Source organism: Pannonibacter sp. CBAS1226, assembly GCF_055685825.1.
In genome coordinates, this window is sequence record NZ_JBVOUO010000013.1 from 1 (window position 1) to 23,055 (window position 23,055).

Sequence of the window (23,055 nt, forward strand, 5' to 3'; positions counted from 1 at the left end):
CCATCCCCCTCACGCTGAAGCCCCTCTCAACAACCGGAAGCCTGTGTCGAGGCGGGTGGGGGTGGGGGTGCCTTGGAAGCGGGAGAGGATCATGGCGGCGGCCTGTTCGCCGATGCCGGTGCGGCCGGATTCGATGGTGGTGAGCGGGCAGGGCAGCTGCTGGCCAATGTCGAGGCCGTTGAAGCCGCAGATGGCAAGATCGCCGGGCACATCAAGGCCTGCCGCCATGCAGTGGAAGATGCCGCCGACGGCCATGTCGTCGTTGGAATAGCATATCGCCTGCGGCCGTTCCGGGGCCTCTGCCAGCAGCCGGGCGGTCAGGTCCCGGCCGAGCGCCACGGAGGAAGGGGCGGGGGCGGTGAGTTCCGCGGTGATGGTGGCGCCGGTCTCTCTTGCGGCGGCAAGGAAGCCCTCGCGCCGTTTGCCGGCGCGCCGGTCGGCCTCAAGGTCGTGGCCGATATAGGCGAGACGCTCATAGCCCCGGCCCGTCAGATAATAGCCAAGCGCCTTGCCAGCCTGCACCTGCGAGATGCCGGCAGCCATGTCGATGGGCTCGATGTCGCAATCCATGATCTCGACAATGGGCACGTCCGCCTGCTCCAGCATCTTGCGGCTGGTGTCCGTCAGGCCCGCCGTGCCGATGACGAGCGCAGCCGGGCGCCAGGCAAGGATGGTGCGGATCATCACCTCCTCCCGCTCCGGCAGATAGTCGGAGACGCCGAGAATCGTATGGTATCCGGCGGCGGTCAGACGGCTTTCGAGGCCCTGCAGAACCTGCGGAAACACGTTGTTGGTGAGGGACGGGACGATGACGCCGATCTGGTTGGAGGCAGCTCCCGCCAGCGATCCGGCAATCCGGTTGGGCAGATAGCCGAGCTGCTGGGCCGCTTCCGCCACCTTCTTCTGCGTCTGCGGGGCGACATTGGCGCCATTGCGCAGCGCTCGCGAGGCGGTGATCTCGCTGACACCGGCCAGTTCCGCCACCTGACTGAGCTTCACACGCTTCATGCTGCATCATCCGCACTGGATTGGCTGATGGGCGGAGAGTGGCAGAAATGATTAGCGCTGTCATGCGGAGAATTTGCGGAAACTGGCGGTTATCCGCTGAAAGCATGGTGTGCATTTGATCGGCTTTGATGGATTGACAGCGCTGTCATTCCTGAACTACCGTTTCATCCATGCCGGTCTGGGAGGTCCGGCGCGCAGGCCCGTGATGTCATCCGGGCTTGTCAGATCAGGTCTGCCCGGCCGGAAAGGCGGGGCGCGTCTGTCCGGTGGTCCGGGCAGGCAATCAGGGAGGAAAACCGCCGTGTTTCATTTCAGGAATCTGATGATCGCTGCCAGCGCGCTGGCGCTCACCGCAGGTGCTGCCCAGGCGCAGGAAGTCATCACCGTCGCCCATGCCATTTCCGCCCAGTCGCATTATGGCGCGGGTGCCCGCGCCTTCATCGCCAAGCTGGAAGAGCTGTCCGGCGGCAAATACACCGGCAAGGAAGCGCCGGCCGGCACGCTCGGCGGCGAGCGTGACATGATCGAGGGCCTGCAGATCGGCTCCATCGACGTGGTGATCACGTCCAGCGGCCCGCTCGGCAACTTCGTGCCGGAGGTCTATGCCCTCGACCTGCCGTTCCTCTTCCGCGACTATGATCATGCCCGCAAGACGCTGGACGGCGAAGTCGGGCAGGAGCTGCTGGCCAAGATCGGCGAGAACAATCTCGTTGGCCTCGCCTGGTCGGAAAACGGCTTCCGCCACATCACCAATTCCAAGAATGCCATCGCCGGTCCCGATGACCTGAAGGGCCTGAAGGTGCGCACCATGGAAAACAAGGTGCACATGAAGGCCTTCACCGACATGGGTGCCGCGCCGACGCCGATGGCCTTCCCGGAAGTCTTCGCCGCCCTGCAGCAGGGCGTGGTGGACGGGCAGGAAAACCCGATTCCGGTAATCACCGCCTCCAAGTTCTGGGAAGTGCAGAAACACATCTCGCTCACCGGCCACGTCTATTCCCCGGCCATCGTGCTGGCTTCGCCCATCCGCATGGATGCCCTGAGCGAGGAAGAGCGCGGCTGGTTCATGGAAGCGGCCAAGGCCTCTGTCGCGGCCACCCGTGCCGAAGTGGACAAGCAGGAGGCCGAGGGCGTGCAGCTGATGAAGGACAACGGCATGGAAGTGACCATGACCGTCGACAAGGAAGCCTTCGCCAAGATCGCCGAGCCCTCCTACGAGATCTACACCAGCCAGTATGGCCCGGAGATGATCGAGCGCATCCGCGCCGTGCAGTAAGGCTTTTCCAGCGGTCCGGGTGAGCCCAGGCTGCTCTCAAGACACCCCGGCGGGCTGCCGGCCGTTATGCGCCGGCAGCCCGTTCCCTTCCGTCCGGGTGAGGCGTCATCATGTCCTTCTTCCTCAAAATCGATGAAATCCTGTCGGAAACGGCCTTGCGGCTGGCGATGGCGTTTCTGGTCATCGCCACGGTCATGGCGCTGTATCAGGTGACGACCCGCTTCGTCTTCGGCACGCCCTCCACCTGGTCGGAAGTTGCCGCCCGTTCCGCGATCATCTGGTGCGTCTTCCTGGGTGCAGCCGGGGCCATCCGCAGCGGCTCGATGATCTCGATGGAGATTGTCCAGCGGTCGCTGCCGCGCCGCCTTGGCCTTGCGCTCTATCAACTGGCGATGCTGCTCTCCTTCGTCTTCTTCGTCATCCTGTTCTGGCAGGGCTGGAACATGACCGGGCGCGTGATGCGCCAGACGCTCGCGGCCCTCGAGATTTCCATCGCCTGGGTCTATGCGGCGCTGCCGGTCGGGGCCGTGTTTGCCTGCATTGCCATCCTCGGCGCCATGCTGCGCGCCGCACGGGATGGCCTGCCGGGTGAAGCGCCTGTGGAAGGAGCGCAGGGATGAATGCCGTCATTGCCGTCTCGCTGCTGATCTTCTTTTTCATGGGCGTGCCGATTGCCATTGCCATCGGCCTTGCCTCCATTGCCGGCATTCAGTTTGGCAGCAATCTGCCGCTGCTGCTGGTGGCGCAGCGCATGTTTGTCGGGCTGGACAGTTTCCCGCTGATGGCCATCCCGCTCTTCATCCTTGCGGGCAATCTCATGTCCGCAGGCGGTATTTCGCGGCGGCTGGTGGAACTGGCCAAGGCGCTGGTCGGCGGCATTCAAGGCGGGCTGGCCTGCTCCTGCGTGCTCACCTGCATGATGTTCGCCTCCGTCTCCGGCTCTTCCGTCGCCACCACCTTTGCCATCGGCTCCATCCTCATCCCGGCGATGGTGAAGCATGGCTATGGCAAGCCGCTGGCTGCCTCCATTCAGGCCAGCTCTGCCGAACTCGGCGTTCTGATCCCGCCGTCCATTCCGCTCATCCTCTATGGCGTGTCCACGGAAACCTCGGTGGGCCAGCTCTTCATCGCAGGCTTCGGCCCCGGCCTGCTGGTGGCCAGCGCGCTGATGGTGACGGTGCTGGTGATCTGCCGCCTGCGCGGCATCGGCACCCATGATGGCGACGACCGGCAGGCGCTGTGGCCCGCCTTTGTCAATGCGGTGCCGGCGCTGCTGGTGCCCTTCGTCATCATCGGCGGCATCTATGCGGGCGTGTTCACGCCGACGGAGGCCTCCGTTGCCGCCGTGGCCTGTGCAATTGTTGTCGGCATGATCTGTTACCGGGAACTGCCGCTGAAGGCGCTGCCGGGCATCCTGCGCCAGACGGTGATCTCCACCACCACCATCATGCTGATCATCTCCGCGGCGGCGCTGTTCTCCTTCCTCATCGCCCGCTCCGGCCTGCCGGGCGAGGTGGCGAACTGGATCAAGACCGTGTTCTCCGAACCCTGGTCCTTCCTGCTGGCGGTCAACGTGCTGCTGCTGATTGTCGGCATGTTTATCGAGACGTCCGCCGCCATTCTGGTGCTGGCGCCGATCCTGACGCCGGTGGCGGTCAGCTTCGGCATCAACCCGGTGCATTTCGGCCTGGTGGTCGTCGTCAATCTGGCGCTCGGCATGATCACGCCGCCGCTCGGGGTCAATCTCTTCGCGGCCTGCGCCGTGGCGAAGATCCCGCTGGAAAAGATCATTCCGCAGCTCATCTGGTTCGTGCTGGTGGTGTTCTGCTGCCTGATGCTGATCACCTACATTCCGGCGATCACGCTGTGGCCGGTCGAAATCTTCATGGGGTCCTGATCATGGTTCTGAATGTTGCGGTCGTGGGGCTTGGCTCGATGGGCTACGGCATGGCGCAGTCGCTGCTGCGGGCCGGTCACAAGGTACATGGGGCGGATGTAAATGCCGCCGCCGTCTCCCGGCTGGTGGCGGAGGGCGGGCAGGCGGCGAGCGCCGCTGACACGGCTCCGCTGGCCGATGTGCTGGTCGTCGTGGTGCTGAATGCCGCGCAGACGGAAACGGTGCTCCTTGGCGCCGATGGCTGGGTGGCCCGCATGCGCAAGGGTGCTACCATCATCTCCTGCGCCACCGTGGCCCCGTCCTTTGCCAGGGACATGGCAGCGCGCTGTGCGGGCCTCGGGCTGCATTATCTCGATGCGCCGATTTCCGGCGGTGCGGCCAAGGCGGCGGCGGGCAAGCTGTCGATCATGGCCTCGGGCTCGCAGGAAGCCTTCGCAGGCGCAAGGCCTGCGCTCGATGCCATGGCCGAAACCGTCTTTGACCTCGGCAGCGAGCCGGGCGCAGGCTCGGCCATGAAGGCGGTGAACCAGCTTCTCGCCGGGGTGCATATCGCTGCCATGGGCGAGGCGCTGACTTTCGGCATGACGCAGGGGCTGGAGCCGGGCCGCATTGTCGAGGTCATCTCCAGATGCGCCGGCACCTCCTGGATGTTCGAGAACCGCGCGCCGCATGTGGTCGATGGCGACTATACTCCCCGCTCGGCCATCAATATCTGGCCGAAGGATCTCGGTATCGTGCTGGGCATTGCCGCAGAAGCGCGGTTTGGCGCGCCGCTGACGGCTGCTGCTCTGCAGCAGTTCATGGCCGCCGCAGGCTCGGGCCTTGGTGGCGAGGATGATGCGGCGGTGGCCAAGGTCTATGCCCGCAACGCCGGGCTCATCCTGCCGGGAGGCGCATGATGCTGCTGGGCTGTATTGGCGACGATTTCACCGGCTCCAGTGATCTGGCCAACACGCTGGCCAAGCAGGGCATGCGCACGGTGCAATATACCGGCGTTCCGGATGCCCCCGCCGCGCCGGATGTGGAAGCCGGCGTTGTGGCGCTCAAGTCCCGCTCCATCCCTGCCGCCGAGGCTGTGGCCCTGTCGCTGAAGGCGCTGGACTGGCTGAAGGCGCAGGGCTGCCGCCAGTTCCTGTTCAAATATTGCTCCACCTTCGACAGCACGGATGAGGGCAACATCGGCCCGGTGGCCGAGGCGCTGGCAGCGGCGCTGGGGGAGGATGCGGTGATCTTCTGCCCGGTGTTCCCGGCCACGGGCCGCACGCTGGTGCATGGGCATCTCTTCGTCGGCGACCGGCTGCTCAGCGAAAGCGGCATGCAGCACCATCCGCTCACGCCCATGACCGACCCGGACATCCGCCGCGTGCTTGCGCGTCAGGTGAAGGGCAGCGTCGGTCACGTGTCCTACGCGGAGGTGGCCAAAGGTGCGGCTGCTGTCGCGGCTGCGCTCCAGCGCGAGAGCGGAGCAGGGCGCGGGCTGATCGTGGTCGATGCCCTGTCCGATGGAGATCTGATGACCATCGGCGAGGCAGCGGCCAGCCGCAAGCTGGTGACCGGCGGCTCCGGCATCGCCATGGGGCTTCCGGCCAACTTCCGCAAGGCGGGCCTCATCAGCGGGGCTTCGTCCGGCTGGCGGGGGCAGGGTGAGGGCCGGACGGCAGCCGTCTGCGGCTCCTGCTCGGTGATGACGCAGAAGCAGGTTGCCGCCCACAAGACGGCAAACCCGGCTTTCGAGATCGACGCGGACAAGGTGATCGCCGGGGCACTGACCGCGCAGGCGGTGGCGGACTGGTGCCTCGCGCAGGAGGGGCTGCCGCTTGCCTATTCCTCCGCAGATCCCGTCCGTGTGCGCGCCGTGCAGGAGCGGCACGGCAAGGACAAGGCCGCCGCCGCGCTGGAAGGCTTCTTCGCGGACCTGGCGCGCTGCCTCGTGGCAGGCGGCGTCACCCGGCTGATCAGCGCGGGCGGGGAAACCTCCGGCGCCGTGGTGGAGGGGCTGAAGCTCGGCACGCTGGAAATCGGGCCGGAGATTGATCCGGGTGTTCCCGCCATGCGGGCGGGCCCCGGGCTTGTCATTGCGCTCAAATCCGGCAACTTCGGTGCGGAAGACTTTTTCGCCAAGGCTGCAAGGCGGCTGGAGGGGCAGGCATGAGCAGCGAGGCTCGCCTGAGGGAACTGATCTGCGCCATGGCCCGCTCCATCTTCGAACGCGGCCTCACCGGCGGGTCTTCGGGCAACATATCCGTGCGCACGGAAGATGGCGGCTTGCTGGTGACACCCACCGGCAGCTCCATGGGCAGTCTTGATCCTGCCCGCCTCAGCCGGTTTGATGCCAGCGGGCGCCTTATCGGCGGGGATGAGCCCACCAAGGAAATGCCGCTGCATTCTGCCTTTTATGAAACCCGCAGCACGGCGGGGGCGGTGGTGCATCTCCATTCCTGCCATTCGGTGGCTCTGTCGCTGCTGCCGGATACGGACCCGGACAACATGCTGCCGCCGCTGACGGCCTATGGCGTGATGAAGCTGGGCAAGGTGGTGATGCTGCCGTATTTCATGCCCGGCGATCCGGCCATGGGCGATGCCATCCGTGGCCTTGCGGGCAAGCGCTCCGCCGTCATGCTGGCCCATCACGGCCCCGTGGTGGCGGGCAAGGATCTGGAATCCGCCGTCTATGCCATCGAGGAGCTGGAAGAGACGGCAAAGCTGGCGCTGCTGACGCGCGGGCTCAATCCGAAGCGGCTCACGGACGCGCAGATCCGCGGTCTGGTGACGAGATTCAATGTGGAGTGGGACTGATGCCGCGTTATTCCGCCAATCTCGGCTTTCTGTGGTCCGCCCTGCCGCTGCCGCAGGCGATCCGCGCCGCAAAGGCCGCCGGCTTCGACGCGGTGGAATGCCACTGGCCCTATGAAACGCCTGCCGAAGAGGTGAAGGCCGCGCTGCACGAGACCGGCCTGAAGATGCTGGGCCTCAACACCCGCCGGGGGGATGTTGCCGCCGGTGACAGCGGCCTTGCCGCCCTTCCGGGCCGTGAGGCGGAGGCACGCGCCGCCATCAGCGAGGCCATCACCTATGCCGCCGCAATTGGTTGCGGCGCCGTGCATGTAATGGCGGGCAAGGCCCCGGTGACGGAGGCTTCCGAAGCCACCTTCCGCGCCAATCTCGCCTATGCCGCAGAACTTGCCGCACCGCACGGGCTCACCATCCTGATCGAGCCGCTGAACCGTCACGATGCATCGGGCTACTTCCTCAGCAATGCCGATCAGGCACTGGCCATCATCGCTGCCGTGGGCGCGCCGAACCTCAAGCTGATGTTTGACTGCTACCACATCCAGATCCAGCAGGGCGATGTGCTGCGCCGGCTTGAGGCAGCACTCCCCCATGTCGGCCATATCCAGATTGCCGCCGTGCCCGACCGGGGCGAGCCTGACCGGGGTGAACTGGACTACCGCTGGCTCCTTCCCCGCATCGATGCCCTCGGCTGGTCCACCCCCATCGGCGCCGAATACCGCCCGCGCGGTGGTTCCGTGGAAGAGGGGCTTGGCTGGCGGGAACTGTGAGGCAAACCGAGGTCTGGTAAGGCTCACCGCCTGCTGTAGGCGTCGAAGGTGAAGGGGCCGGACTGGGTGTTGTCGACCATCTCCAGCACATGGCGGGGGATCTCAGGGTCCTCGGGCTGGAACAGGCCGCAGTTGCGCAGGGCGCCGGTGACATTGAGCCGTGCGGGCGTGCGCTCCAGATAGACGCGGACGCAGCAGGGCATGTGGATCTGGTCGGCGGAGACGCCGAGCTTCACCCCGTGCAGGCGCGTCCAGCGCAGGGAGTAATCCGGATAGAGGATGGTCTGTGTCAGCTCGATGCCGGCGCTGTATTCATAATCGGACATGAACACCCGGTCGCCTGTGAGGAGCGCAGCGCCCTGATAGCGGTAGTGGCGCAGGCAGGGGCGGTCATGCTGGCCCATGCGCTCCAGCCGCCGGTAGAACATGTGCCCGTCTTCCATCGTGAAAACGATGAGCCCCCGTATGATCTTGCCCTTCTGCGACATGGAGTAGTAATACTCATAGAACATGCCGGTCAGGTTCTGTACGCGGGCATCGCTCAGCGTCATCACTTGGTCGAAATGCTGGCGCAGGCGCCGCGTCACCGTGTCATTGCCGAGGCCGCGAATGCGGACGATCTCCGCAAATTCCTTGTGCGGCAGCATCATCTCGTAGGGTTCGACGCCGAAGTAATCGCAGATCTTGCGCATCAAGGCCGTGCGCGGCGTCGACGTGCCCGCCAGATAGCGGTTCAGCTGGCTGCGGTTGATACCGAGATCCCGCCCGACATGGGAAATGGAAGGGCGGTAGGAGCAGAGCAGGCGAAGGTTCTCGGCGATTTCGTCCATTTGCGCTCTTTGATGCTAAAAATGCACAAGAGTGCACCACTTAGTGGATGAGTGCCGAATTGTCAAGGAAACTGCGGGGTTGCACCATCTGGGAAAAGGGGGAACACCATGAACCAGAGAGCTTACACCCTTGGCATCATCACCGGATCAGGCCCTGAGGCCGGTCTCGACATGTGGGCCAAGATCCTGCGCCATACCCAGGACATGATGGGCTGCAGTTTCCGCGGCGACCTTGATGCGCCGCGTCTTGTCGCCGTGTCCGAGCCGGAACTCGGCCTGTCGATGGACCTGCGCGAAAACGAGGATGCCGTCTGGGCCGCGATGGAGCGCGCCGTGCGGCAGATCGCGCCGCAGGTCGATGCTTTCGCCATTGCCTGCAACACGCTGAACTGGTTTGCGCCCAAGATCGAGGTGCTGCTGGCCAAGATGGGTGTTTCCGCAAGGCTGGTGTCGTTCCAGTCCGTGGTGGCTTCCGAAATCCGGCGCTCCGGCTCCGGCCGTGTCGGGCTTCTGGGCGCAGCGCCCGTTGTCGCACTGGACGAGTATTCCGCCTATGCGACGCTGACCCCGGTGTTTGATCTGGAGACCCCGGCCGAGCCGCAGGCACTGCAGAGCCTTATTCACGACGTGAAGCGCCTTGGCAGCACGGATGCCTCGCTTGCCCCCCGGCTGGAGGAAATCGTTCTTTCCATGGAGGCGCAGACGGTGCTGCTGGCCTGTACCGAACTGCCGCTGATCGCCCGTCCCGTTCAGGGCAAGACGCTGATCGACGTGACGGATGCGGTGGCTGCCGCGCTGGCCGGCCTTGCGCTTGAGCATCACCGGGCAGCAGCGTGATGGAACTTCTGCTGATTCATACGGGTGGCACCATCGGCATGGGTGACACCGAGCACGGTCTTGCGCCCATGGCAGGGATCGTGGAAGAGGCGCTGGAAGCCCGCCTGCCGGAAGGTGCGGTGCTGGCAACCCACGTCTTTACCCCGCTGCTGGACAGTTCAAACGTCGGCCCGTCTCACTGGAACGAGATGCTGGATGCCATCGAGGCCCATCCCGGTGCGCCGGTGATCATCACCCACGGTACCGATACCATGGCCTTCACGGGCGCGGCCCTGTCGCAGGCGCTGGCGGGGCTTGGCCGGCATGTGGTGCTGTGCGGCTCCATGGTGCCGCTGCATCACGGCGGTGACGCGGAAGGCAATCTCGATCTTGCCATCGGCGCAGCCTTTCAGCCGGGTGAAGGCGTGTGGCTGGCTTTCAACGGCAAGCTGATGCCCGCCGAAGGGCTGGTGAAACACGAGAGCCAGGATGCCGATGCCTTCCGCGCCACGCCGCAGCTGAAGCCGGGCCTGCCCGCCCGCCGCCGCTTCGAGGACCGGCGCATCGCTGTCCTCTCCCTGTCACCGGGCCTGCCCGCCGCGATGCTGCGGGCGGCGCTTGCCGAACTGGACGGGGCGGTGCTGCGCGTCTTCGGCTCGGGTACGGCCATGTCCTGCGAGGAGGTTCTTGGAACCCTGCGCGATGCCGTGGCCTCCGGCAAGCGCATCCGCGCCGTCAGCCAGTGCGAGCAGGGCGGCCTCATCCCCGGCGGCTATGCCGCGGGAGCCGGCCTGTGGTCCTGCGGTGTCGAAAACGGCGGCCTCGAAACGCCGGAAGCCGCGCTGGTGCGGCTGTGGCTGAATTGAGGGGAGTGATCCGGGACTGAAATCTGTCTGGTTAAAAGCCGGGCCGGTTTCGGTCAGTCAGTTGGGGTCGCGCCCGGCAGGAACGCAATCTGCATTGCTGCAACAAATTGAGCGGCCTGACGGACCAGTTCACGAACATCTGAAAGCTCAACTGAGCCATCTGTATAGTCGGCGACCAGCCGTATCTCGTGTGCACGGTTTAATTGCCGCCCAAGATCTCTGGGGACAAGGCCTGTTTTGACGAGGTGAGAGCCAAAAGCGCCGATCAAGCCGCTGTGGGTGCGCCCGATTTCCGGGTCCACTTGTGCGCCTGAGGACAGAAGTGCGGCCCGAGCTGCGTCAAACATCGCGTAATAGGCGCGATTGGCTGCGCCGTCGGTGTCGCCAAGCGCCAGCAGCGCTTGTGCGGAGGTACATGCTGTTTGCGCTTTCGCCATCAGTATCTCAGGCGTCAACCGTTTGCTTTTCACAGGCGGACACCTTCCCGGCCGATGTTGCGCAGCAGGGCAGGATTAGAATGTGTCTCCGGATGCTCCCATTCTTCCAGTGCAATTGGCAGAGGGGAGATGAGTATCCCTGTTTCGAGCATCACATCAAAGGCGGCGTCGGCCATGTCCAGCTTGACTGGCAGAAAGCGCCCTTGGCTGCCCCGTAGAAGGACTGCAACGTCAGCATCACTGTCCGGACGGTGCGTGCTTCTTGCTCGGCTGCCGTAAATGATGGCGCCAGCCAGATCATAATGGCCGGAAATCCGCGCCAGAAAACTGCGGACTGCCTTTTGGGTGTCCCGGTCTATGCTCGCCATGCGATCCTCGTCCTGAGAACTGCCTTTCTCCATCTTAGCGCCAAAGCGGGGAAACACAAAACACCAGCCGCTCCATAAGCGGCGGCGGGTTTTGTGTGTCTCCCGAAGGTGGCAAGGGGCGGCGCTGGGTGGGCTTGGACCGCCCCTTGCCGTATCACTGCAGCATGGCAGTGATTTCCTCCGCCGTGCCAAAGCCAAGCTTGACGGCGGCTTCGGTGACGCTGGCGTTCTCGGAGAGTGCGATCTTGGCCACCTTGGCGGCCTTGGCGTAGCCGATGTGCGGCACCAGCATGGTGGCCAACACCAGCGAGTTCTCCAGCATGCCTTCGCACTGGGCCACATTGGCCTCGATGCCGCTGACGCAGCGCTCGTTCAGCGTGTCCATGGCGCGCATGAGGATGCGCATGGACTGGAGCACGTTGAGGATGATCACCGGCTCGAAGGCGTTGAGCTGCAGCTGCCCGGCCTCGGCGGCCATGGTGACGGTCAGGTCGTTGCCGATCACCTGGAAGGCCACCTGATTGACCACTTCCGGGATCACTGGATTGATCTTGCCCGGCATGATCGAACTGCCGGCCTGCATCGGCGGCAGGCGGATCTCGTTGAAGCCGGAGCGCGGACCGGAGGACAGAAGCCGCAGGTCGTTGCAGATTTTCGACAGCTTCACTGCAATGCGCTTCAGCACGCCGGAGAAAGTGACATAGGCACCGGCATCGGATGAGGCTTCCACAAGGTCGGTTGCAAGCTTCACCTTCATGCCGCAGACGGCTGACAGTTCCTCCACGGCCCGTTCGGCATAGTCGTCCGGTGTGTTGACGCGGGTGCCGATGGCGGTGCCGCCAAGGTTCACCTCCAGCAGCAGCTCCGACAGGCGGCCGATGATGTCGATGTCCTCGCGGATGGTCGCGGCAAAACCGGCGAACTCCATGCCGAGGGTCATTGGCACCGCATCCTGCAGCTGGGTACGGCCGATCTTGCGCACATTGGCAAAGGCTTCGGCGCGCCCGGCAAAGGCGCCGGCAAGGCGCGTCTGCGCCTGACGGAAGGCCTCGCACTGGCTGACGATGGCAAGGCGCAGGGCCGTCGGGTAGACGTCGTTGGTGGACTGCGACCTGTTCACATCGTCATTGGGGTGCAGCTGGGCATAGTCGCCCGGCCGGTAGCCCATGCGGATGAGGCCAAGGTTGGCGATCACCTCGTTGGTGTTCATGTTGGTCGAGGTGCCGGCCCCGCCCTGGATCATGTCCACCCGGAAATGCTCGTGATGGTGGCCTGCGATGACCTCGTCGCAGACGGAGGCGATCACGTCATGCTTTGCCTGCGGCAGCACGCCGAGGGCAAGGTTGGCGGCAGCGGCCGCCTTCTTCACCCAGGCCAGCGCCCGGACAAACTCCGGGAAGGCGCTGAGCGGAATGCCGGAAATCGGGAAGTTCTCGATGGCGCGGGCGGTGTGAATGCCCCACACACAGTCTGCCGGCAGGGATATGCGGCCAAGACTGTCCTCTTCGATGCGCATCTGCTGTTGCATCGGTCTTTCTCACAACAATGGAGGGGATGTGAAATGGGCCGCCAGTTGGCGGCCCATGAGGCTTCTATCCGGATTACTTCCAGATGCTCGGGTCCCAGGCCTTGCGGTCGAGGTCGAGGTCGTTGAACTTGGCCGGATCGAGGATCGGGCGGGCAACGCCTGCCTTCAGCTGTGCCCGGTAGTCATCGACAACGCGCATGGCGATCGGGAACAGCATGATGATGGCGATCAGGTTGACCAGCGCCAGCAGGCCCATCATCGGATCGGAGAAGAAGAACACCGAGGTTGCCTGCGGAGCGACGGCGCCGAGGAACACCACGCCGAGGATCAGCAGGCGCAGCACGAAGACGGCCGGCTTGGAGCGGGTGACGACGGCCAGTGCGTTTTCGCCGAGGTAGTAGTTGTAGATGATCGACGAGAAGGCGAAGAGCAGGATTGCCAGCGTCAGCGCATACTTGGACCATTCCCCCACATGGCTGACCAGCGACTGCTGCGTCAGAACCACACCGTCGATGCCCTGCGCGCCCGGCACGTAGACGTCACCCAGCAGGATGATCAGCGCCGTGCAGGTGCAGATCAGGATGGTGTCGATGAACACCGACAGCGACTGGGTGATGCCCTGGCTGACCGGATGGCGGACAAGCGCGGTGGCCGCAACGTTCGGAGCCGAGCCGAGGCCGGCTTCGTTGGAGAACAGGCCGCGGCGCAGGCCCTGGGCAATGGCCGCACCCATGCCGCCAGCCACCGCTTCTTCAAAGCCGAAGGCGGAGCGGACGATGTGCAGCAGCATCGAGGGCACTTCGGTGATGTTCAGCAGGATGATGACCAGAGCCAGCGTGATGTAGCCGACTGCCATGACCGGCACGACAACATCGGCCGCCTTGGCAATGCGCTTGATGCCGCCGAAGATCACGAGGCCGGTGACGGCTGCGATGGCAAAGGCGGAATACATGCGGTCGATGCCGAGGGAGTCCTGCACGGCACCGACCATGGTGTTGCCCTGGAAGGCATTGAAGCCGAAACCAAAGGAGGCCAGCAGGCAGATGCCATAAACGATGGCGAGCCAGTTGTAGCGCTGGCCAAGACCGCGGCGGATGTAGTCGGCCGGGCCACCGCGGAAGCTGCCGTCGGTTTCCTTGTTCTTGTAGAGCTGGGCAAGGGTGCACTCGATCAGGCTGGTGGCCATGCCGCAGAGGGCGATCGCCCACATCCAGAACACGGCGCCCGGTCCGCCGAGGGTAATGGCCACGGCCACGCCGGCAATGTTGCCGCCGCCCACGCGTCCGCCGACGGAGACAAGCAGGGCCTCACGTGCGGAGATGGTGTTGGGATCGGAGTTGTTGGCATTGGAACCGAGCACACGGAACATGCGCCCGAAAAACTCGAACTGCACGAAGCCCGACATGATGGTGATGAACACACCGAACACGACGAGGATCGGAATGAGCGCCCATCCCCACGTCAAATTGTCAATCAAGCCGAAGAATGACTGAATGTACTCCATGGTTTCCTCCTGACCACCGGCCTTGAATTGGCCGTTATTCATCCCCACTATTTTAAAGTGAGTGTTGCTACTTAAGGATTCCGCACTTCGCTGCGGAGTGACGCTATTTTGCGCTATTTGCGCGCAAAGCGGAGCAAACACCTCTATCTTCCGTAGTTCTTACAGTAAAAAAGGGACGCCCGGATGAGCGTCCCTCTCGTTTCTTCGCAGGCTTTGCCTTTACTCTGCTGCCGCCAGCCGTACCGTCTTGTCCGCGATGGCTCCCACCAGATTTGCATCATGGCTGACGAGGATCAGCGCCAGGCCTTGTCCGGCCACGATGTCCGTCAGCAGGGTGATGGTGTCCTTCTGGGTGATCGGGTCGAGCCGGGACGTGGGCTCGTCGGCAAAGAGCAGGACAGGGTCCAGCAGCAGTGCCCGCAGCATGGAAAAGCGCTGCAGCTCGCCGCCGGAAATCTCGTCAGCCCGCCGGGTTAGCAAACGGTCTGCGAGGCCCAGCTGCTTCATGAGGGGGGCAACGCGGCGGCGGTCCAGCTTGTGCAGGCGGATGAGGTCCGTGACGAGCTGTTGCATGGTGGAATGGCGCGGGAAGCTGGCGGGCGGGTCCTGATAGAGCTTCTGGAACAGCGGGCGTCCTGATGCTGTCTTGCGCTCGATCCGGCCTTCGTCCGGCTTCATCAGGCCGATGAGAATATCCCCCAGCGTGGACTTGCCGCAGCCGGAGGGGCCGGTGATGCCGGTGATCTCGCCCGGGTGAACGGTGAGGCTGACGCCGGAGAACAGCCGCCGCCCGCCGCGCGAGGCGGCCACGCCTTCTGCGGTCAGGACAGGTGTTCCGTCCTTGCGGGTAGAGGCGCGCTTTGGCCAGTGCAGCGGGTCGCTCTGCGCCAGTTTCCGCGTATAGGCCGGTCTTTCGGGCGAGAGCAGGTCTTCCGTCCGGCCCTGATCGGTGATCTGCCCTTCCTTCATGATCATGAAATCGCCACCCAGCTGGCGGGCAAGCTCCAGATCATGGGTGATGGTCAGCAGCGCGCCATCCGTGCCAAGGCCTTGCAGCAGCATGCGCGCCACGTCATCACGCCGGGCGGCATCCAGCCCCTTGGTCGGCTCGTCGGCAAAGATCAGCCGTCCGCCGCCGGCACGCGCCACGGCAAAGGCCAGCCGCTGTGCCATGCCGCCGGACAGCTCATAGGGGCGCTTGGCACCGGAACCGGCGAGACCTAGGCTTGAAAGATCTTCTGCCGTCATGGCGCGCGCCTCGGCGGCACCGCCCACAAGAGCATGGGTCTCGCGGATCTGCTCCGCCCCGCGCATCAGCGGGTCGAGCGCAAGCCAGGGCTCCTGCGGCAGGATGGCGAGAAGCCGGCCCCACAGGGGGCGGATGGCATCCGCATCGCCTGCGGCAAAGCGCTGTCCCTCGAACACGACTTCGCCCGTGGCGGTGAGGCCCTCCGGCAGGGTGCCGAGCACGGCCTGCAACAGCAGGCTCTTGCCCGAGCCGGTTTCGCCAAGGATCGTCAGCGGCCGTCCGGGCTGCAGCTCCAGCGACACGGGCTGCACGAGCACGTCCTTGCCCGCCAGGACACTCAGATTTCGGATGGAAACGGAATGTGTCATGCGCGCGAGCCTGCGATCAGGTTGAGGCCAAGGATGAGGCTGAAGATGGCGGCGACCGGCTGCAGCAGCGCCCAGGGCGCTTCGCGCCAATAGGGCATCAGTTCCACCATCATCTGGCCGAGTTCCGGGGTGGGCGGGCGCACGCCGGCGCTGACGAAGCCGAGTGCGGCAATGGTCATGATGCAGGTGGCCATGCCGAAGGCGGTGGAGGTCAGCATCACCGGCGCCAGTTCCGGCCAGACGTGGCGGCGGAAGACATAGGCCTTGCCGAAGCCGAGGAGGCCGGAGGCCTGAACCGCCGGAGAGGCAAAGATCGGCCGTGAGGCGGCGCGGGCGAGGCGGAAGAACTCGACCCACAGAACCAGCGTCAGGCCGAGCCAGAAGGCAAGCGGCTTGTTCGGCACGATGACGCCCACCATCAGCACGATCAGCAGGCCGGGAATGGCCATGACGGAATCGGCCAGCAGCGTCAGCAGCCGGTCGGTCATGCCGCCCTTGCGGCTGGCGGTGGCGCCAAGGGCAAGGCCGATGGCTGCCGCGCTGAGAGCACTGACCGCTGCCACGGTCAGCGACAGGCGCAGGGCTTCGCCAAGGCGGGCCATCAGCGAGCGGCCCAGATGGTCATAGCCGAAGGGGGCGGCCAGGTCGGGGGCGGCGAGCGCCAGCCTCAGGCTCTGGCGCACCGGGCTCAGCGGCGAGATCATCGGTGCGATGATGGCCAGAAGCACGGGCAGGCCCACGAGCACGATCCCGGCCCAGAAGGGCAGGGGGCGGAAACCGCGCCCCTGCTGCGGCACTGCGGAGATGTCCATCAGGCGGCCCTCCGCGGATCGATGCGCTGGATGACGAGATCCAGCAGCGTGTTGAGCAGCACGAAGCCGAGACCCAGCACCAGCGCGGTGCCCTGCACCATCGGGATATCACGTCCGAAGATGGCATGAACCAGCGCATGGCCGATGCCGGGCCAGCCGAAGATGCTTTCCACGATGACGACGCCTTCCACCAGCGTCACGAACTGCATGCCGAGGAAGGCAAGCACCGGCGCGCCGATGTTGCGCAGGCCGTGGCGCAGCAGGATCTGGCCATCACTGAGACCCTTGGTTCTGGCGAACTGGTAGAAGGGGGCCTTGGCAACGCCTGCCATCACGTCCCGCGTCACGCGGGCGGAAAAGGCGGCAAGGCCGAGGGCGAGGGTGACCGCGGGCAGCACGAAATGCGCCGGCTTGCCGTGCCCGGCGGCGGGCAGCCAGCCGAGCTGCACGGCAAAGAGCAGGATCAAGACCAGCGCCAGCAGGAACTGCGGCAGGGCGCGGATGCCGGCCGAAACCGTCAGCAGCACCCGGTCCAGCATCCCGCCCGGCTTCAACCCGGCGAGAATGCCAAGCGGCGGGCCCATGAACAGGGAAAGCACGATGGCCGCGCCGGCCAGCTGCACGCTGGCGCCCAGCTGGTGGCGGATTTCGTGCCACACCGGCTCGCCGGAGATCAGCGACTTGCCGAGGTCGAAGGTGGCCAGATCCCGCATCCAGATGAGGAAGGCGGTGACGGGGCCACGATCCAGCCCCAGCTCCTGCCGCACGGCATCGGCGGCGGCGGCGCTCACCATGTCATAGCCGTAGCGTCCGGCAGCGATCCGGTAAGCCATGTCGCCGGGAAGGCTCTGCATCATCAGGAAGGTGAGAATGCCGACAAGCAGTGCCACCAGCACCGCTTGTGCAGCCCGCATGGCAAGGCCGCCGGAAAGGCGGCCCGCACGCGTTGCAAGGGAAGGAGAGGACATCAGTTCTTCCAGCTCGCATCCTTCAGGCCGAGCTTGCGCTCGTAAGGGTCAAGGATCGCGCCCTGCAGCTTGCCGGAGATGGCGGCATTCTGCTGGTACCAGGCGATGGGCAGCACCGGCAGCTCTTCCTGCAGGATGGTGGTTGCGGTGGCGAACTGCTCTGCGCTGCCGCCGTTGCGGCCGATGGACTTCAGCAGGTCCGCGATTTCGGCGTTCTGCCAGTTCATCGCGCCCCAGTCGCCATTGGGGGCATAATCCTGCAACAGGGTGCCGATCGGGTTCGGCACGAGGGCGAAGTTGCGGGCCAGCAGTGCCAGCTCCAGCGAGCCGTCATTGTGACGGGCCGGGACTTCCGAGGAGTTGGTGGAGTTGATCGTCAGCTCGATGCCCACTTCCTGCAGCTGCTGCTGCAGCACGGCAGCCACCAGCGGCAGCTCCGGCCGGTCCGGATAGGTCAGCAGTTCCAGCGTGAAGCGCTCACCGTCCTTTTCGAGAATGCCATCGGAGCCGGCCTTCCAGCCCAGCTCTGCCAGCAGTGCGGCAGCGGCTTCCGGGTCATAGGCGAGCGGGGCAAGGGCTGGGTTGTGCCAGTCGCCCACGGACGGCGGGAACAGCTGGGTGGCGCCGGCCTGATAGCGCAGCACGGCGATGGCGAGGCCTTCCCGGTCGATGGCAAGGCTCAGCGCCTTGCGGGCTTCCACGGTGTTGAGCTTCGGGTTGGCCGCGTTGACCTTGACCAGCAGCGAGCGTGGGATCGGCACGGAGCGCACGTCCAGCCCGTCCTTGTCCTTCAGCCGGGCGACGGAGGCCGGATCAAGGTTCAGCACATAGTCGGCATCGCCGCTTTCGGCCATCAGTGCGCGGGTTTCGGCGCGGCTGACGGAGTTATAGGTCGCTTTGCCGATCTTGGCCGGGCCGCCCCAGTACTGATCGAAGCGGTCTGCTTCCATCTTGCCCGGTGCCTGCAGCAGGGTGATCTTGTAGGCGCCCGAGCCAATGACGGAGGTTGCCATGCCATCGGCGCCATAGGAGGCCGGGGCAAGGATCTGCGAACGGTATTCGGCGAGGAATGCGGGCAGGGCGGCGAAGGGCTCTGCCAGCTTCACCACGAGGTCCGCACCGTCCGCCTCGATGGCGTCAATGGGCGCGCGCTGCAAGAGGCCCGGCTTGGCGCGGGCGATGTTGAGCGCATTGGCCGCCGCAGCCGCATCCGCCGGGGTGCCGTCATGGAACGTTGCGCCGTCCTGCATCTTGAAACGCCAGACGAGGCCATCGTTTTCCACGGCCCAGCTGGCGGCAAGGCCCGGCGTCAGGTGGCCGTCCTGATCCGTGTTCACCAGGGTTTCGGCCACGTCCATGGCCAGGAAGATGTTGCCGGAAAGTGAGGGGTCTGCGCCCTTGATCTCGAAGGGGCCTGCCACGTCGATGCTGTCATCGGCGGCAAAGGCGGTGCCTGAAAGCAGGGTGCTGGAAAGAGCCATCGCCAGGGCGAAGGTTTTCAGGTTGGAACGGTAACGCATCGCAGACCTCACTTGGGTTTGAGTTGCGTTACGACATAACATAACGATTTGGGGGCGCAAGGCGTCAGCCCTGAAAAATTGTGCGCAGCAAAAACAACGGCGCCGGTGGAGCGGACCCCACCGGCGCTAGTTATGTCAGAAGCGACTTGGCTTCAGAGGCTCAAACTGCTGACAGGGCAGCAACCTCTCCATCGTCATCCTCGGCCTTGTGCCGAGGATCTGCATAAATTGTTGACTGGCAGATGGCCGGGACAAGCCCGACCATGACGAAAGAGATAAGAACTTACTTTGCCATCAACCTACGTCTTCAGAGGCTTACTGCTTGCCCCAGATCTTGCCGTATTCCTCGCGGTAGCCATTGCCCGGATCAAAGATGTTCCGGTCACCGCCGTCGAAGGAGATGTTGTCCTTCGTCACCACATGCAGCGGCGAGGTGTAGCCGGACCATTCGGCGCCGTTCATGGCGCGGTTCAGTTCGTCCACCAGCTGCCAGCCCTGCAGGTTCAGCGGCTCGGCCACGGTGACGGCCTGATACTGGCTGGAGCGGATGCGCTGGTAGGCGCTTTCCGACCCGTCACCGGCCGCAACGGCCTTCGGGGCGCCGTCGCCGGGGATGCCGGCTGCGGCAAGGCTCGGGCCCATGAAGTCGAAGTAGATGTCATTGATCGCCAGCGCGTGGGTCCAGCTTGCACCGTATTTCTGCAGCAGGGCGGTGGTCAGCGTCGGCATGCGGCTGGAGGTGTCGGCAATCGGCGTGTCGACATATTCCAGCACGGTGCCGCCGAGCTCTTCGATCGTTTCCTTGATCTTGTCGGCCTTGGCGATGGCGATGGCATAGGTGGAGTCGGTGAAGATCACCACACCCGGCTTGCCGCCTGCATCTGCATAGGCCCACTTGGCCGCAGCCGCCGACACTTCCATGGCGTCGGTGGAGACATTGGCGAAGATGCCGTTTTCCGGATCCGGGCCGATGACCGGGCTGGCGTGCCAGCTGACCATCGGAATGCCTGCGGCCTTGGCCTGATCGAGGGCTGCCTGCTGTTCCACCGCATCAAAGCCGTTGATGATGATGCCATCCGGCTTGAGGGCAAGGGCCTGGCCGAAGGCGGCGGCGCGGCTCTGGATGGAACCTGCGCCGTCCAGCACGTTCACGTTCCAGCCGATCATGAACACGGCTTCCTGGATGCCCTTGGTGACGCCGAGGACGCCGCCGTTCTTCATGTCTGCGGCCAGAACCACAATGGTCTTGCCCTCTGCGGCCTTCGGGCCGGAGGTGGGGCCGTCCCAGGTGGTCTTCTGGCCGGCATATTTCTGCACGTCCGCCATGGCGTCGGAGACGGCGTCTGCATGGGCTGCCAGCGTGGTGCCGGCCAGCAGGATGGTTACAGTCAAGAGACGTTTCAGCATGTCGTTTTCCTCCCGGTTGCTGAGTGTCATCAAGGGTCAGCGGGACTTTGCGCCTTTCTTGCGCTGGGCATAGCCCGCGATGCCAATGGCGATGAGCAGGGTGGTGCCGTTGAACAGCGGCTCGACCCAGAAGCTTCCGCCAAACTGCTGGATGCCGGAGATGCCTGCGGCGAGGATCATCACGCCGACAATGGTGCCCCAGACATTGACGCGGCCCGGCTTGATCGTCGTGGAGCCCAGGAAGGCGCCGACGAGGGCGGGCAGCAGGAATTCAAGACCCACCGAGGCCTGGCCGATGCGCAGCTTGGAGGCGAGCAGGACGCCCGCCAGAGCCGTCATCAGACCGGAGGTGAGGAAGGCGCCGATCACGAACTTGCGCGTCGGAATGCCGTTGAGTTCGGCCGAGCGCTGGTTGGCGCCGATGGCATAGAGGTAGCGGCCGACGGGCGTGTATTCGAGCACCACCCACATCACCAGCGTGATCGCCAGCACATAGAAGGCCGTGATCGGCAGGCCGAAGATGAAGGTGCCGTTGATGGCATAGAAGGCATCCGGCAGCTGGCCGACCATCTGCCGCCCGCCCGTGTGCCACAGGGCGAGAGCATAGAGGATGGTGCCCGTGCCGAGGGTTGCAATGAAGCTGTCGATGCGGGCGACCTCGACGAGGATGCCGTTGAGAATGCCCGTGGCAATGCCCAGCACCAGCACGATGCCGATCGCCACCGGCCAGGGCAGGCCGTAGACCGTCTGCAGCGAGATGGCGAGGATATGCCACAGCACGATGCCGTAGCCGACCGTCAGATCGATGCGCCCGGCCACCATGGGGATCATGGCAGCAAGAGAGAGAAGCGCGATGATCGCCTTGTCCGACAGGATCGCCCGCAGGTTCAGCATGGTCGGGAAAGTGTTCGGCAAGAGGATCGAGAACAGGATGATGAGGCCGAACATGAGGATGACGAGGCCATAGGTGGGCGCAAGGCGCAGGGCCCGGCCCATCAGGGACATGCCCTGCAGTTCATCCTTGGTCGGTTCGATGGCGTTGGATTCGATGGAGGGCATGAGGGGCCTCAGGCAGCTTCACCGGCCGATGCGGCCTGGATGAGGGATTCAGTGGAGAGTTCGACGCCGCTCAGCTCAGCGACCGCCTGGCCGCGTGAGAAAACGATGGCGCGGTGGCAGATGTTGGCGATTTCCTCGAAGTCGGTGGAGACCACGAGCACGCCCATGCCGCTGGCGAGAGCTTCGTAGAGCAGATGATAGATCTCGGCCTTGGCGCCGACATCGACGCCGGCGGTCGGATCTTCGGTGATCAGCAGCCGCCGGCCGCTGTCCAGCCACCGGCCGACGACGACCTTCTGCTGGTTGCCGCCCGACAGCGCCTCGATGGGCAGCGCCGGGTCATTGGGTGAAAGACCGACCCGGCGGCCGATTTCCGCCGCCATGTCCTCTTCCTTGCGCGGGCTCATCAGCGACAGCATGCCCCGTCCGGTCGCCGCCGGATTGACATAGGCGTTCTCGCGGATGGTCAGGCCCGTGGCGACGCTCTCCGCCACCCGGTCGCGGGCGACAAGGCCGATGCCCGAAGCCATGGCGGTGATCGGCGAGGTCAGATCCGGCGTGCGCCCGTCCAGCACCACGGTGCCGGAATGCAGCATGACGCCGAAGAGCGCACGGCCGATATCCTCATGACCGGCACCGCGCAGGCCTGCAAGGCCCAGCAGTTCGCCGCGCCTGAGTTCGAAATCGACAGGCCCCACCTGCCGGGTGAGCAGGGAGCGGACGGAGAGAATGGCCGGGCCTTCCTGCACATCCGGACGGCTGATCTCACGGGTCTTGCGGCCGACGATCAGGCTCACCAGCTCTTCTGGCGTCGTGTGACCGATGGCGCGCACGCCTGCCATCTGTCCGTCGCGCAGCACGGCCACACGGTCGGCAATGCGGAAGATCTCGTCCAGCCGGTGGCTGACATAGATCATGCCGACGCCACGGGATTTCAGCGGGCGCAGCGCGTTGAACAGGCGCTCCACCTCGTCAGCCGGAAGGCTGGCGGTGGGCTCGTCCAGCACCAGAAAGTCGCAATCGGCAGCCAGCGCGCGGGCAATGGCGACGAGGGACTTCTGCGTGCGCGTCAGATTGGCAACGCGGGCGGTGGCCGGAAAATCCGCGTCCACCAGCTTCAGCGCTTCGGTGGCCATGACCTCCGTCGCGCTCCAGTCGATCCGGCCGCGCTTGCGCACATAGCCGAGCGCCAGGGCGATGTTCTCGGCCACGCTCATCCATTCGATGAGGCCGAGGTCCTGGTGGATGAAGGCGACCTTCTGATGGCCGCCCTTGCCCGCTTCGTGATGATAGGGCACGCCATCGATCGACACCGTCCCGGTGTCGGCCTTGTGGGTGCCGGACAGAACCTTGATCAGGGTTGACTTGCCCGCGCCGTTTTCGCCCAGAAGTGCGAGGATTTCTCCCCGCTCGACCTTCAGCGAAACCCCGCGCAGAGCCTGCGTGCCGCCAAATGACTTGACGATACGGTCAAAAAACAGACCATCATGTGCCGGTTGCATACCGGTGTCTCCTCCCATGTCTCCGTCTCGGCTCTTGCGGCTGAGTTACCGGTAACGTTATGTAGCGTGTATCGGCTCAG

Annotated in this window: 22 protein-coding genes; 9 read left to right on the top strand and 13 right to left on the bottom strand. The window is 64.9% G+C overall.

Annotated elements, in window-relative coordinates; translation table 11 throughout:
- Positions 1–9: 9 nt before the first annotated feature.
- Positions 10–1,008: a LacI family DNA-binding transcriptional regulator gene (locus AC0CMF_RS22840; protein WP_374630995.1), complete on the bottom strand. Its 999-nt coding sequence runs from the start codon at positions 1,006–1,008 to the stop codon at positions 10–12.
- A gap of 301 nt (positions 1,009–1,309) precedes the next feature.
- Between AC0CMF_RS22840 and AC0CMF_RS22845 the strand changes: the two genes are divergently transcribed.
- The 7 genes from AC0CMF_RS22845 to AC0CMF_RS22875 all read left to right on the top strand — a co-directional run bounded on the left by AC0CMF_RS22845 (position 1,310) and on the right by AC0CMF_RS22875 (position 7,741).
- On the top strand, positions 1,310–2,284 hold the full coding sequence (locus AC0CMF_RS22845) for a TRAP transporter substrate-binding protein (protein ID WP_244274594.1): 975 nt from the start codon (positions 1,310–1,312) through the stop codon (positions 2,282–2,284).
- A 110-nt stretch (positions 2,285–2,394) separates the two neighbouring features.
- Positions 2,395–2,904, top strand: a complete 510-nt coding sequence (locus tag AC0CMF_RS22850) for a TRAP transporter small permease (protein ID WP_123194949.1) — start codon at positions 2,395–2,397, stop codon at positions 2,902–2,904.
- Positions 2,901–4,181 (top strand): TRAP transporter large permease, encoded by a 1,281-nt coding sequence (locus AC0CMF_RS22855; RefSeq protein WP_058899073.1) that lies wholly within the window; start codon positions 2,901–2,903, stop codon positions 4,179–4,181. Before AC0CMF_RS22850 ends, AC0CMF_RS22855 begins: the two co-directional genes overlap by 4 nt.
- 2 nt (positions 4,182–4,183) lie before the next feature.
- Positions 4,184–5,080, top strand: coding sequence for an L-threonate dehydrogenase (ltnD, locus tag AC0CMF_RS22860; RefSeq protein WP_374630992.1), 897 nt, complete (start codon positions 4,184–4,186; stop codon positions 5,078–5,080).
- The gene (otnK, locus tag AC0CMF_RS22865; RefSeq protein WP_374630990.1) at positions 5,080–6,333 is read left to right on the top strand and encodes a 3-oxo-tetronate kinase; all 1,254 of its coding nucleotides are present in this window, start codon (positions 5,080–5,082) and stop codon (positions 6,331–6,333) included. Before ltnD ends, otnK begins: the two co-directional genes overlap by 1 nt.
- The gene (gene otnC, locus AC0CMF_RS22870; RefSeq protein ID WP_122520745.1) at positions 6,330–6,977 is read left to right on the top strand and encodes a 3-oxo-tetronate 4-phosphate decarboxylase; all 648 of its coding nucleotides are present in this window, start codon (positions 6,330–6,332) and stop codon (positions 6,975–6,977) included. The genes otnK and otnC overlap by 4 nt, the downstream gene beginning before the upstream one ends.
- Positions 6,977–7,741, top strand: a complete 765-nt coding sequence (locus AC0CMF_RS22875; protein WP_374630989.1) for a hydroxypyruvate isomerase family protein — start codon at positions 6,977–6,979, stop codon at positions 7,739–7,741. Before otnC ends, AC0CMF_RS22875 begins: the two co-directional genes overlap by 1 nt.
- Positions 7,742–7,764: 23 nt before the next feature.
- On the opposite strand, the gene AC0CMF_RS22880 is transcribed toward AC0CMF_RS22875, so the two are convergent.
- Entirely contained in the window at positions 7,765–8,571 is an 807-nt protein-coding gene (locus tag AC0CMF_RS22880; protein ID WP_050474768.1) for a helix-turn-helix domain-containing protein, read from the bottom strand.
- 108 nt (positions 8,572–8,679) lie between these two features.
- On the opposite strand from AC0CMF_RS22880, the gene AC0CMF_RS22885 reads away from it, so the two are divergent.
- Positions 8,680–9,408, top strand: a complete 729-nt coding sequence (locus tag AC0CMF_RS22885; RefSeq protein ID WP_050474769.1) for an aspartate/glutamate racemase family protein — start codon at positions 8,680–8,682, stop codon at positions 9,406–9,408.
- Positions 9,408–10,253 (top strand): asparaginase domain-containing protein, encoded by an 846-nt coding sequence (locus tag AC0CMF_RS22890; RefSeq protein ID WP_094463304.1) that lies wholly within the window; start codon positions 9,408–9,410, stop codon positions 10,251–10,253. Before AC0CMF_RS22885 ends, AC0CMF_RS22890 begins: the two co-directional genes overlap by 1 nt.
- Before the next feature lie 53 nt (positions 10,254–10,306).
- Here the strand turns inward: AC0CMF_RS22890 and AC0CMF_RS22895 are convergent, their stop codons facing one another.
- The 11 genes from AC0CMF_RS22895 to AC0CMF_RS22945 form a co-directional block, all read right to left on the bottom strand.
- Positions 10,307–10,690: a HEPN domain-containing protein gene (locus AC0CMF_RS22895; protein ID WP_186391321.1), complete on the bottom strand. Its 384-nt coding sequence runs from the start codon at positions 10,688–10,690 to the stop codon at positions 10,307–10,309.
- Between the two features lie 29 nt (positions 10,691–10,719).
- The gene (locus AC0CMF_RS22900) at positions 10,720–11,058 is read right to left on the bottom strand and encodes a nucleotidyltransferase domain-containing protein (RefSeq protein ID WP_050474771.1); all 339 of its coding nucleotides are present in this window, start codon (positions 11,056–11,058) and stop codon (positions 10,720–10,722) included.
- 154 nt (positions 11,059–11,212) lie between these two features.
- Positions 11,213–12,586: an aspartate ammonia-lyase gene (locus tag AC0CMF_RS22905; protein ID WP_058899076.1), complete on the bottom strand. Its 1,374-nt coding sequence runs from the start codon at positions 12,584–12,586 to the stop codon at positions 11,213–11,215.
- A 73-nt stretch (positions 12,587–12,659) separates the two neighbouring features.
- On the bottom strand, positions 12,660–14,090 hold the full coding sequence (locus tag AC0CMF_RS22910) for an alanine/glycine:cation symporter family protein (RefSeq protein WP_472482477.1): 1,431 nt from the start codon (positions 14,088–14,090) through the stop codon (positions 12,660–12,662).
- A gap of 219 nt (positions 14,091–14,309) precedes the next feature.
- Positions 14,310–15,707 carry an ABC transporter ATP-binding protein gene (locus tag AC0CMF_RS22915; RefSeq protein WP_058899078.1) on the bottom strand — a complete coding sequence of 466 codons (1,398 nt, stop codon included), beginning with the start codon at positions 15,705–15,707 and terminating at the stop codon, positions 14,310–14,312.
- Entirely contained in the window at positions 15,704–16,519 is an 816-nt protein-coding gene (locus tag AC0CMF_RS22920; RefSeq protein ID WP_050474775.1) for an ABC transporter permease, read from the bottom strand. The genes AC0CMF_RS22915 and AC0CMF_RS22920 overlap by 4 nt, the downstream gene beginning before the upstream one ends.
- The gene (locus AC0CMF_RS22925; protein WP_058899079.1) at positions 16,519–17,487 is read right to left on the bottom strand and encodes an ABC transporter permease; all 969 of its coding nucleotides are present in this window, start codon (positions 17,485–17,487) and stop codon (positions 16,519–16,521) included. The genes AC0CMF_RS22920 and AC0CMF_RS22925 overlap by 1 nt, the downstream gene beginning before the upstream one ends.
- Positions 17,487–19,007 carry an ABC transporter substrate-binding protein gene (locus tag AC0CMF_RS22930; RefSeq protein ID WP_058899080.1) on the bottom strand — a complete coding sequence of 507 codons (1,521 nt, stop codon included), beginning with the start codon at positions 19,005–19,007 and terminating at the stop codon, positions 17,487–17,489. The genes AC0CMF_RS22925 and AC0CMF_RS22930 overlap by 1 nt, the downstream gene beginning before the upstream one ends.
- 315 nt (positions 19,008–19,322) lie before the next feature.
- Positions 19,323–20,414, bottom strand: coding sequence for a substrate-binding domain-containing protein (locus AC0CMF_RS22935; protein ID WP_058900689.1), 1,092 nt, complete (start codon positions 20,412–20,414; stop codon positions 19,323–19,325).
- A gap of 36 nt (positions 20,415–20,450) precedes the next feature.
- Positions 20,451–21,473: an ABC transporter permease gene (locus AC0CMF_RS22940; protein WP_058899081.1), complete on the bottom strand. Its 1,023-nt coding sequence runs from the start codon at positions 21,471–21,473 to the stop codon at positions 20,451–20,453.
- An 8-nt stretch (positions 21,474–21,481) separates the two neighbouring features.
- Entirely contained in the window at positions 21,482–22,975 is a 1,494-nt protein-coding gene (locus AC0CMF_RS22945; protein ID WP_058899082.1) for a sugar ABC transporter ATP-binding protein, read from the bottom strand.
- Positions 22,976–23,055: the final 80 nt, after the last annotated feature.